Origin of the sequence: Enterovirga sp. CN4-39 (assembly GCF_049446235.1) — a bacterium.
Lineage (GTDB): Bacteria > Pseudomonadota > Alphaproteobacteria > Rhizobiales > Beijerinckiaceae > Enterovirga.
Window position 1 is genome coordinate 1 of the sequence record NZ_JBMSEF010000042.1, and the last position, 9,911, is coordinate 9,911.

The window sequence follows — 9,911 nt, forward strand, 5'->3', positions numbered from 1 at the left end:
GGGCCTTCGGGATGCGCGTCCTCTGCTTAGGTCGCGAGGGTTCGCTGGAGCGGGCGAAGGCGGATGGTTTCGAGGTGCCCTCGGGCCGCGGCGCCTTCTTTTCCGCCTGCGACGTGATCTGCCGATCGAGCTTCTTGTGCCGCAGGAGGCGCAGCCCCCAGGCCGCGGGCCCCAGCAGGAAGGCCACCGCGCCCAGCCCGAAAACCTGGATCAGCAGGTCGGCCCCGATCGCGCCCGGCGAACCGAGAAGGTTGCGGGCCGGCGCGGAGGTCGCGTTGTTCCAGCTCGGATCGTTGACGGACCAGGTCGCCAGCGCCAGCGCCGAGGCGATCGCGCCCGCCACCAGGACGATGCCGCCCGCCTCGACGGCGCGCCGCCGCAGGAAAGCTCCCAATGCCTCCGAGAGGCGCTCGAGAGGCGAATCGTAGCGACGGATGGTGTGCATTCGGGATACGCGACGAATATGGTTGACCGCCGTGCACCTTAAGAAGGGGCAGTTAAGGCGCCGCTAACCCTGCAGTTGCGCGGTCGCGCCGAGCGGAATGGCCAAGCCCCTCCCCGCGGGAAGGCGCGAATGCTATCTAGGCGTCATGGCGATCGCAGCGCTGCAGACCATCCTCGACCGCATCGATTCCTGGCCCGAGGAACGGCAGGAGGCGGCTGCCGAACTGCTCGCGTCCCTCGAAGCCACGACCGGAGCCGAGGACGACCTGCAGGTCTCGGACGAGGATCTGGCCGAGATCGACCGGCGACTTGCTGACCCGGGGATCCGGCGCGTGGAACTCGCTGAATTCAATGCTCGCGTGGACCGGCTTCTTCGCCGGTGAGAGTTCAGATCCTAGAGCCCGCGGTCGAGGATCTCGAGGCGATCCACGCCTACATCGCCCGTGACAGCGCCCGCGCCGCAGACGCGTTCGTCGAGAGCGTTCGAGCTCACGTGAACAGGATCGCGCAGACCGGCTTCGGCGAGATCGGACGACCGGGGCGACGGCGCGGCACACGGGAGTTGGTGCACGGTCACTACGTGATCGTGTATCGCGTGGACCAAGTAGAAGACGCGTTGCTGGTCATCGCGATTATCCACGGCGCGCGACGCCGCTGACATGCACGTCCGCCGTTCCGCCCTGGTCAGCTGGACCCTGTTCGACTGGGCGTGCCAGCCCTTCTTCACGCTGGTCACGACCTTCGTGTTCGCGCCCTATTTCGCAGCCGCGCTCGCGCCCGATCCCGCGCGCGGCCAGGCCTGGTGGGGATACGCGACCGCAGCGGCCGGCCTCGCGCTGGCGGTGGCGTCGCCGGTCCTGGGCAGCATCGCGGACGCGACCGGCCGCATGAAGCCATGGATCGCCGCCTCCTGCGCGATCCTGGCCGTTGCCTCGGCCACGCTCTGGTTCGCGGCCCCCGGGGCCGGCTATGCGGTCCTTCTCGCGCTCGTCGCCTTCGCGATCGGGACCGTGGCGGCCGAGGTCGCGGCCGTGTTCAACAACGCCATGATGTCGCGACTCGTCGGCCCTGCCGGGCTGGGCCGCCTTTCCGGCACCGGCTGGGCGGTGGGCTATGCCGGCGGACTCGTCTCGCTCGTGATCGTCCTCGGCTTCATGGCGGCCTCGCCCGAGACGGGAAAGACGTTCTTCGGCCTGACACCCGTCCTGGGGCTGGATCCGGCGACACGCGAGGGGGACCGGGCCGCAGGCCCGCTCGCCGCCCTCTGGCTGATCGCTTTCGTGTGGCCCCTCTTCGTCTTCACGCCGGATGCGGCCGGGACGGGCGCGCGGGCGCGGGATGCCGTGCGCGACGGCATCGCCCGGCTCCGCCAGACGATCGGGGAGGCCCGCGGCCGGCCCGCCATCGCACGGTTCCTCATCGGCAACATGATCTACCAGGACGGGCTGGTCGCCCTGTTCGCCTTCGGCGGGATCTACGGCGCGGGCGTGTTCGGCTGGAGTTCGACCGAGCTCGGCATCTTCGGCATCCTGCTCACGGTGTCCGGCACGGTGGGCGCGGTGATCGGAGGCATCCTGGACGATCGGTTCGGGGCCCGTCCCGTGATCCTCGGGGCGCTCGGCGTCCTCATGTTCGTGTGCGTCGGCATCCTGTCGCTCGGGCGCGAGCACGTGCTCTTCGTCATCGCCACGGAGGCGCCTTCCGACGCGGGCGGGCTGTTCGGCAGCGTCCCGGAGAAGGCGTTCCTGGGCCTCGGCCTGCTGATCGGGGCCGTCGCGGGGCCGCTCCAGGCCTCCTCGCGCGCCTATCTGGCCCGCACGGTCCCGGCCGAGGATGCCGGCCGCTATTTCGGGCTGCTCGCCTTGTCGGGAAAGGTGACGTCCTTTCTCGCGCCGCTTTCTGTCGCCATCGCCACGCAGGTCACGGGGACCCAGGCCGCCGGGCCGGCTGTCCTGGTTCTCTTCTTCGCGGCGGGAGCCACCCTGATCGCCGGCATCCGGCGTGCCTGACGGGCGAATTCCGCGCGGCTCACGAAACAAGGACGCAATGGAACGCCATTACGCACGGAGGATGCCGAGCCTCGTCCGAAACGGATGCCGCACCGTCATGCAGAGGCCGGTCGCCCCGACATGATGCGCGCACTCTCAGCGCTCGGCGATACGGCGCTCCTGGCGCCCACCTCGCTGCTCCTCCTCGCCTATCTGGCGGCCCTGCGCCGCTGGCCCGACCTACGCGCGCTCGTCGTGATGCTCGCGGCCGGGCTGGGCGTGACGCTCGTATCCAAGCTCCTGTTCAAGGCCTGCGGGGGCGCGATCGACGTCGTCGATCTCAACAGCCCGAGCGGGCATGCGAGCTTCGCCACGCTCTTCTATGGCAGCCTGACCATCATGCTGGTGTCGGGCCGCTCGCGGGGAATTGCGCTTGCGGCCGGGCTGGCTGCTGCCGCCCTTGTCTTCGCGATCGGCGCGAGCCGGGTCGTCCAGGGCATGCATAGCAGCGAAGAGGTCGTGGTCGGCTGGCTGATCGGCCTTGCCGGCCTTGCCATCTTCCTCGCATTGCGGCGCCCTGCCGAGGTCCGTCCGCTTCCGCCCGTTCCGCTCGCGATCGGCCTCGCGCTGGCGATCATCGTCGTGGACGGCCGGCACTTCTCGCCCGAGCACCATATCGGCCGGATCGCCAGGAAGGCGAGCGCAGCGCTCGACATCTGCCTACCGCCGCAGGTCACCAACCTGAAACTCGGAGCAGCGAGAACGATGCGCTGACGGGTTGCGGAGCGCGGGCACAGTTGCAAGGCTCGCGGCTCCCGACTCGACCTTTATCCCGGAGGAGTGGATGCGACGACGCAGGCGGACTCGGATCGTCGCGACCTTGGGGCCGGCCTCGTCCGGCTCCGAGATGATCAGCAAGCTCTTCGTGGCTGGCGCCGACGTATTCCGGATCAACATGAGCCATACGGGCCATGACCGGCTTCGCGAACTGGTGCGGACGATTCGCGAGGTGGAGGCGCATTTCGCCCGGCCGATCGCCATCCTGGCGGACCTCCAGGGCCCGAAGCTCAGGCTCGGCGCCTTCGAGGGCGGGCATGCGACCCTCGTGCCCGGAAGCAGCTTCACGCTCGATTCGGAGGACAGGCCCGGCGACTCGACGCGCGTCCGCCTCCCCCATCCGGAGATCCTGGCTGCGCTCGAGGTCGGAGACGCGCTCCTCCTCGACGACGGCAAGATCCGCCTTGTCGCGACGGAGGTCGGGCCGCATCGGGCGGTGACGAACGTCGTGGTCGGCGGCGAGATCTCGGACCGGAAGGGGGTCTCCGTCCCGGACACGACCATCCCGGTCTCGGCGATGACCGCCAAGGACCGCTCGGACCTGGAGGCGGCGCTCGACGCCGGCGCGGACTGGATCGCGGTCTCCTTCGTTCAGCGCCCCGAGGACGTCGCGGAGGTGAAGAAGGTGGCGCGCGGCCGCGCCGGCGTCATGGCCAAGATCGAGAAGCCGCAGGGCGTGGCCCGCCTCGACGAGATCATGGATTTCGCCGACGCCATCATGGTGGCGCGCGGCGACCTCGGGGTCGAGATGCCGCTGGAGAGCGTTCCCGGCACCCAGAAGCGCATCACGCGCCTGTGCCGGAAGTTCGGAAAGCCCGTGGTTGTCGCCACCCAGATGCTCGAATCGATGATCTCGAGCCCGGTCCCGACCCGCGCCGAGGTGTCGGACGTCGCGACCGCGATCTTCGAGGGCGCGGACGCCGTCATGCTGTCGGCCGAGAGCGCGGCAGGCAGCTACCCGGTCGAGGCGGTCAGCACCATGAGCCGCATCGCCGAGGAGATCGAGCGCGATCCGACCTACAGGAGCGTCATCGCCAACCAGCGGCCCGCCCCGGAGGGGACGAGCGCGGACGTGATCGCGGCCGCTGCGCGGGAAATGGCCGAGTACCTGGAAATGGCCGCCATCGTGTGCGGGACCTCGTCGGGCGCAACCGCCCTCAGGGTTGCCCGCGAGCGGCCGAAGCCGCCCATCATCGCGGTCACGCCGAATCTCGGCACGGCGCGCAGGCTCTGCGTCGTGTGGGGCCTCCACCCGATCGTGACGCCCGAATCCACCAATCTCGACGACCTGGTCGATGGGGCGACCCGGACGGCCGTGCGGGAAGCCTTCGCGGCCCCCGGCGACCGCATCATCCTGGTGGCGGGCGTGCCGCTTGGCACGCCGGGCGCCACCAACATGCTGCGGATCGCCCGCACGCCTCCGCGTTGAGGCCGGCTCTACGAAGTAATGGCTCCCCGTTGACTGCGGCCGCGGCCCTCCCTTTAGTCGAGACCGGGAGGCGGCCGAGCAACGAGAGGTTTTTCCATGAGACGAGTTATGTTGGCCCTGGCAGCCGCCATGGCCATCTTGCTGACGATACCCCTGACGGCAAGAAGCGTGCAGGCGGCCGAACCGACCAACGTCGCCCGGCAGATCCTCGAGCATGATTCTGCCCGGATAGACTATGCCCAGTATCGGCGGTACCGCCACTACCGACGGCCGTATTACCGCCCGCGTTACGGTTATCACCGCCGCTATTATCGGCCGCGGCCCTACTACCGCCCCTACTACTATCACCGACCCTGGGGCTACCGGCGCTACTACTGGTAAGGCGACGAAGGGCGGGAGAGAGCTTCCGCCCTTCTTCATAGGAACCGACGATTGGCCGCGCCCGTTCTGCCGTCACGCTTCCGTCTTGGGGACGAAGGCGGTTCGGCATGCCGGGTTCCATGGAAGACACGACGCAGAAGCACGGTCCGGTCACCTCCGCTCTCGCGACCGCAGGGCTGGCACTGGTCCTCTCGGCTGCCCTCGGGCGAAGGCACGCGCCCGGAGTTCGGGGGCACGAGCCATCCGACAGGGAGGACGGGACATCCGCGCATGACCCGCACGAGGCCGCCCGGGAACCGGGCCGGGGGCGTGCAGCCGCGCAGCCGCAGGAGATACCCGCGAAGGGCTGGTGGGACATCACCTGGCGCGTCTACGAGGAGATCGGCCGCGATCGCATCCTGGCCGTGGCGGCCGGCGTCACCTTCTACGGGCTCCTCGCCCTCTTTCCGGCCATCGGCGCGTTCGTGTCCCTCTACGGGCTCGTGGCCGACCCGGCGACGATCTCCGAGCACCTCAATACGCTGGCGGGCTTCCTGCCCTCGGGAGCGCTCGAGGTCATCGGCGGGCAGATCCAGCGAATCACCACGGGCAGCCAGACCGCTCTCGGCTTTGCCTTCTTCTCGAGCCTCGCGATCTCCATCTGGAGCGCCAATGCCGGCATGAAGGCCGTCTTCGACGCCCTGAACGTCGCCTATGGCGAGACGGAGAAGCGCAACTTCTTCATCCTCAACCTGACTTCCCTCTTCTTCACCTTCGCGGGCATCATCTTCCTCGTCATCGCGATGAGCGGGGTGGTCGTCGTGCCCGTGATCCTGAATTTCCTCGGGCTCGGCGGGGAGACGGATTGGATCGTTCGGGTGGGGCGTTGGCCGGTCCTTCTCCTGCTAACGATATTCGCCCTCGCCGTCCTGTATCGATACGGCCCGAGCCGCGATCACGCGCAATGGAGCTGGCTCGCGCCGGGAAGCATACTTGCCGCAATCGGCTGGATGGTCTTCTCGATGCTGTTCTCTTGGTATGTCGGCAGCTTCGGCAACTACAACGAAACCTACGGCTCTCTTGGCGCCGCGATCGGCTTCATGACCTGGATGTGGCTCTCGGTGACGATCATCCTGGTCGGGGCGGAGCTGAACGCCGAGACCGAGCACCAGACGGCGCACGACACCACCGAAGGCCCGCATGCGCCGCTCGGCGCGAGGGGCGCCAGGATGGCGGACAGCGTCGGCGCCGCGAAGGCTTGAAGCCCAGGCAGACAAAGGAACCCGGGCCCCGGCCACGCATTACTCGCAGGACAAACGGGCGGGCCCCGACGAGGATCGAAAATGGCCGAAGCAGGACAGACAAGCCGTACGGTCGCCGGGAATACCGGCACGCCGGGCGCGACAATCGGAACGACGGGCGCGGGACCCGGGACTGGAGCGAAGCAGGCGGAACCCGGCGATCTCAAGACGATCGCCAGCGATGTCGCCAGCGAGATCGCGCACACGGCGGCGGAGCAGAGCCGCGGGCTTCTCCAGGCCGCCAGAGGCACGGCGACGGGCTTCGTGGACCAGCGCAAGGACACGGCCGCGCAATCGATCGCCGACCTCGCATCGTCCCTGCGCGAGACAGGCAATACCTTCGAGGAGCAGCCCAGCCTCAAGGCGTTCGTGGGCAGCGCGGCCGATGGCCTCGACCAGCTGGCGACGGGCCTGAAGGAGCGGAGCTTCGCGGACATCTACGCCGACGTCGAGGCGCTGGCCCGCCGCCAGCCGATCACTTTCGGGGCCGGTGCGGCGATCGCAGGGTTCCTGCTGGCGCGGTTCATCAAGAGCTCCGCCGAGGAGCTTTCGGAGGCGAACGCCGCCCGTGCGCGGGCTCGCAGCAACGTCCGGCCTCGGACTGCCGGGACCGGCGGCATGGCGGGCACGACCTGAGGAGGACGTCATGGCCGACGGACAAGGAGCCAGCCTCCAGGGACTGGTCGGAGACGCGCTCCGGGACGCTGCCGATCTCGCGGGCAAGGAATTCGCGCTGTTCCGGGCAGAGATGTCCGAGAACGTCGCCGGATTTGCGAAAGGGGCCGTCATGTTCGGGGCGGCCGCGGTCTTCGCCGTGGCATCCCTGATCTGGCTGACCCAGGCGCTGGTCTATGGGCTCGAGCTGATCATCCATTCCCGATGGCTCTCGGCCCTGATCGTGGGGGGTGCGCTGGCGATCATCGCGGGCGTCCTCGTCTTCGTCGGGAAGAACATGATCTCGGCCAGCAGCCTCGAACCCAAGCGCACCATCAGGCAGCTGAAGCGCGACACCGAGATCCTGACGGAGAGGACCTCCTGAGATGGCGTCGGAAACCTCACGCGAGATCGAGACCGAGATCGAGGCGACTCGCGCTCGCCTCTACGGCACGATCGACCGCATCCAGAGCAGGCTGACGGTCGCCGGCATCGTCGACGAGGTGATGGGATCGGCGGGCGTTCCCCGAACCCAGAACGGGCACGACTTCGTGCTCGGCCTCATGCGCCGGCACCCCTTGCCCATGATGGTTGCGGCCGCCGGCCTCGGCTACCTCATCTACCGGATGAACAGGCAGCGCGCCGCCGAGACCACCATCGCGGATGTCGACTATGTCGAGGTCCCGGCGATCAATGACGGACAGGCCCGGCTCTACGATCCCGACCTGCCCTCCCGACACCCCAATCCCGACGCCATCGAGGGCCGCTGGCCCCATGGCGCGCAGGCATGACCTAGATCGGAGATCGACCATGAACGAGGCAGAGAAGCACTATGCCGGCCAGGGCGGTGGCACGGGCCTGAACGAGACCAACGGCCAGGGCGCGGCCACGCGCCATGGCGGCTCCTCGCACGGGGCGGCGGCCGGTGCCCGCGACGGATTGAAGAGCGCGGCGGAAGCCGCCCGGTCCGCGGCCGAGACGGTGCGCGAGACGGCGAGCGAAGCCTATGAGCGGGCGACCCGCCGGACCGGCGAGCTGCGGCGGCGCTCCGCATCCGAGCTCACCCGTCGCCGGCGCGGCATCGAGGCCTTCGTCGAGGAGAACCCCGTGATGGTCGGCGTCGCCGGCCTGGCGGCCGGGCTGCTCATCGGCTCGCTCCTGCCGAGCACGCGGCGCGAGAACCAGGTGTTCGGACGCTATGCCGACGAGGTGCGGGAGCAAGGCATGCGCTATGCCCGCGAACTCGCCGAGCAGGGCAAGAGCATGGTGGAGGAGAACCTCCAGGCGGCGACGCGCGGCGGCCGCGAGGAGCGCCAGCCGGGCGAAGAGGGCCGCGCGGCCTGACCGACCCCGCCTCGCTGGCGGCTCTAAGCCGCCACGCCTCGGCGCGCCTTCGGGCGCGCCTTTGCGTTTTGGGGCATCTCCGCCCGGCGGGCCGGTCGCATTTGGTTCGAATGCCACCAATCGCCGCAACGCTAACTCAACCTTAACCGTGACGCCCGGAACCTCTCCGGGCCGCCCCCGAAAGAGGAACGGAGACTCCGAGCTCCGCTTTTCCGGATAGCTCGAAGCGCCGGTCTCTCGCAGGGCACGGCCCGATGAGGAGAAAGTGTTATGCGTATTCTCATCCTCGAGGACGATCCTCTGACGGCCCTCGACCTGCAGTGCCTCGTCGAGACCTGCGGACATGAGGTCGTCAGCCTCTGCGATACGGTCGCGGATGCCGGCAGGCATGTCGAGGACGGCCTCGACTTCGCCCTGCTGGACGTCGACCTGCCGGACGGGAAGAGCTTCCGCCTGGCGGAGCGTCTACAGGCCTCCCACGTGCCCTTCGCCTTCGTGTCGGCATCGCTCCGCAGCGAGGTCCCGGCGCTTCTCCGCGACGTACCCTTCATCCCGAAGCCCTACCAGCACCGGATGATCCGGGATTCGCTGGCCCAGGCGGGCGCACGTCTCGCCGCCTGACGCCACGTCACGTCTGGTCCGGCCGGGAGCCGCGCGATAAGGTCTCGCGGCATGTCCGACCGGCCCGCCCCGCGTATCCTTCCCTGTGGTGACACAGCCGTCGCGGTGGAGTTCGGGGAGGCCATCGATCCGGCCCTGAGCGCCCGCGTGCTGGCGCTCGATGCCGAACTCGCCGGCCGGCCCTGGCTGGTCGAGACGGTGCCGACCTACCGGTCGCTCCTCGTCATCTACGACCCGGTGCAGATCGGCTTCGACGAGCTCGGCGAGAGCCTCCTCGAGGCGGCTGCGAGTGCCGTCCCGGCATCCGCCAGCGGCCGCACCTGGACGATCCCGGTCGCCTATGGCGGCGAGCACGGCATCGATCTCGAGGCGACCGCCGCCACGCACGGGATCACGCCGGAGGAGCTCGTCCGGCGCCATTCCGCGCCCCTCTATCAGGTCTACATGATCGGCTTCCTGCCGGGCTTCGCCTATCTGGGCGGGCTCGACCCGTCGATCGCGACGCCGCGGCGCACGAACCCACGGCTCAAGACGCCGCCGGGCACGATCTCGATCGGCGGCGTGCAGGCGCTCGTCGCCTCGATCGAGGCGCCCTCCGGGTGGCATCTCCTCGGCCGCACGCCCGTGCGGAACTTCATGCCGGACCGGGAGCCCGCCTTCCTGCTCCGGCCCGGCGACCGGGTCCGGTTCGAGCCGATCGAGCCGCGCCTCTTCGACGAGCTCGATCGCGCCGCTGCGGCCGGTGCCATCGTGGCGGAGCAGACATCGTGACCCGGCTCGTCGTAAAATCCTGCGGCCCGATGACGAGCCTGCAGGATGCCGGCCGGGTGGGCTGGCGGAGATTCGGCGTATCTGATTCCGGCGCCATGGACCGGCTCGCCCTCGCCCACGCGAACGTGCTCGTGGGCAACGGCCCGGGCGCAGCCGCGATCG

14 protein-coding genes and 1 pseudogene are annotated in these 9,911 nt (G+C 69.3%); 14 read left to right on the top strand and 1 reads right to left on the bottom strand.

Annotation, left to right across the window (positions count from 1 at the left end; genetic code table 11):
* Window positions 1-445, bottom strand: a 445-nt coding sequence (locus ACO2SS_RS28360; protein WP_423281224.1) for a DNA translocase FtsK 4TM domain-containing protein, incomplete at its 3' end; no start/stop codon positions are given.
* 97 nt (window positions 446-542) lie between these two features.
* Here ACO2SS_RS28360 and ACO2SS_RS28365 point away from each other — a divergent pair.
* From ACO2SS_RS28365 to ACO2SS_RS28430, 14 genes and pseudogenes are all read left to right on the top strand, one after another.
* Complete coding sequence (locus ACO2SS_RS28365; RefSeq protein WP_423281225.1) at window positions 543-827, top strand: hypothetical protein; 285 nt, start codon at window positions 543-545, stop codon at window positions 825-827.
* Complete coding sequence (locus ACO2SS_RS28370; protein ID WP_423281226.1) at window positions 824-1,102, top strand: type II toxin-antitoxin system RelE/ParE family toxin; 279 nt, start codon at window positions 824-826, stop codon at window positions 1,100-1,102. The genes ACO2SS_RS28365 and ACO2SS_RS28370 overlap by 4 nt, the downstream gene beginning before the upstream one ends.
* A 1-nt stretch (window position 1,103) precedes the next feature.
* Entirely contained in the window at window positions 1,104-2,453 is a 1,350-nt protein-coding gene (locus tag ACO2SS_RS28375; RefSeq protein ID WP_423281227.1) for an MFS transporter, read from the top strand.
* 120 nt (window positions 2,454-2,573) lie between these two features.
* Window positions 2,574-3,206, top strand: coding sequence for a phosphatase PAP2 family protein (locus ACO2SS_RS28380; protein WP_423281228.1), 633 nt, complete (start codon window positions 2,574-2,576; stop codon window positions 3,204-3,206).
* Window positions 3,207-3,276: 70 nt separating this feature from the next.
* Window positions 3,277-4,698: a pyruvate kinase gene (gene pyk, locus ACO2SS_RS28385; protein ID WP_423281229.1), complete on the top strand. Its 1,422-nt coding sequence runs from the start codon at window positions 3,277-3,279 to the stop codon at window positions 4,696-4,698.
* 96 nt (window positions 4,699-4,794) lie between these two features.
* Window positions 4,795-5,079, top strand: coding sequence for a hypothetical protein (locus ACO2SS_RS28390; protein ID WP_423281230.1), 285 nt, complete (start codon window positions 4,795-4,797; stop codon window positions 5,077-5,079).
* Window positions 5,080-5,186: 107 nt separating this feature from the next.
* A complete protein-coding gene (locus tag ACO2SS_RS28395; protein ID WP_423281231.1) occupies window positions 5,187-6,320 on the top strand; it encodes a YihY/virulence factor BrkB family protein in 1,134 nt (377 codons plus the stop codon).
* Window positions 6,321-6,401: 81 nt separating this feature from the next.
* Window positions 6,402-6,995, top strand: coding sequence for a hypothetical protein (locus ACO2SS_RS28400; protein ID WP_423281232.1), 594 nt, complete (start codon window positions 6,402-6,404; stop codon window positions 6,993-6,995).
* A 10-nt stretch (window positions 6,996-7,005) separates the two neighbouring features.
* Entirely contained in the window at window positions 7,006-7,398 is a 393-nt protein-coding gene (locus ACO2SS_RS28405; RefSeq protein WP_423281233.1) for a phage holin family protein, read from the top strand.
* Between the two features lies 1 nt (window position 7,399).
* Window positions 7,400-7,804, top strand: a complete 405-nt coding sequence (locus tag ACO2SS_RS28410) for a DUF3618 domain-containing protein (protein WP_423281234.1) — start codon at window positions 7,400-7,402, stop codon at window positions 7,802-7,804.
* A 19-nt stretch (window positions 7,805-7,823) separates the two neighbouring features.
* Window positions 7,824-8,357, top strand: coding sequence for a hypothetical protein (locus ACO2SS_RS28415; protein WP_423281235.1), 534 nt, complete (start codon window positions 7,824-7,826; stop codon window positions 8,355-8,357).
* Between the two features lie 270 nt (window positions 8,358-8,627).
* Entirely contained in the window at window positions 8,628-8,978 is a 351-nt protein-coding gene (locus ACO2SS_RS28420; protein WP_423281236.1) for a response regulator, read from the top strand.
* A 51-nt stretch (window positions 8,979-9,029) separates the two neighbouring features.
* Complete coding sequence (gene pxpB, locus ACO2SS_RS28425) at window positions 9,030-9,749, top strand: 5-oxoprolinase subunit PxpB (RefSeq protein ID WP_423281237.1); 720 nt, start codon at window positions 9,030-9,032, stop codon at window positions 9,747-9,749.
* Between the two features lie 29 nt (window positions 9,750-9,778).
* Window positions 9,779-9,911, top strand: a pseudogene (locus tag ACO2SS_RS28430) (hypothetical protein); the annotation flags it as partial.

Excerpts from the sequence above, each read along its gene's own strand:
- ACO2SS_RS28365 (WP_423281225.1), top strand. The coding sequence starts at position 543 with ATGGCCAAGCCCCTCCCCGCGGGAAGGCGCGAATGCTATCTAGGCGTC.
- ACO2SS_RS28375 (WP_423281227.1), top strand. The coding sequence starts at position 1,104 with ATGCACGTCCGCCGTTCCGCCCTGGTCAGCTGGACCCTGTTCGACTGG.
- ACO2SS_RS28380 (WP_423281228.1), top strand. The coding sequence starts at position 2,574 with ATGATGCGCGCACTCTCAGCGCTCGGCGATACGGCGCTCCTGGCGCCC.
- pyk (WP_423281229.1), top strand. The coding sequence starts at position 3,277 with ATGCGACGACGCAGGCGGACTCGGATCGTCGCGACCTTGGGGCCGGCC.
- ACO2SS_RS28390 (WP_423281230.1), top strand. The coding sequence starts at position 4,795 with ATGAGACGAGTTATGTTGGCCCTGGCAGCCGCCATGGCCATCTTGCTG.
- ACO2SS_RS28395 (WP_423281231.1), top strand. The coding sequence starts at position 5,187 with ATGCCGGGTTCCATGGAAGACACGACGCAGAAGCACGGTCCGGTCACC.
- ACO2SS_RS28400 (WP_423281232.1), top strand. The coding sequence starts at position 6,402 with ATGGCCGAAGCAGGACAGACAAGCCGTACGGTCGCCGGGAATACCGGC.
- ACO2SS_RS28405 (WP_423281233.1), top strand. The coding sequence starts at position 7,006 with ATGGCCGACGGACAAGGAGCCAGCCTCCAGGGACTGGTCGGAGACGCG.
- ACO2SS_RS28410 (WP_423281234.1), top strand. The coding sequence starts at position 7,400 with ATGGCGTCGGAAACCTCACGCGAGATCGAGACCGAGATCGAGGCGACT.
- ACO2SS_RS28415 (WP_423281235.1), top strand. The coding sequence starts at position 7,824 with ATGAACGAGGCAGAGAAGCACTATGCCGGCCAGGGCGGTGGCACGGGC.
- ACO2SS_RS28420 (WP_423281236.1), top strand. The coding sequence starts at position 8,628 with ATGCGTATTCTCATCCTCGAGGACGATCCTCTGACGGCCCTCGACCTG.
- pxpB (WP_423281237.1), top strand. The coding sequence starts at position 9,030 with ATGTCCGACCGGCCCGCCCCGCGTATCCTTCCCTGTGGTGACACAGCC.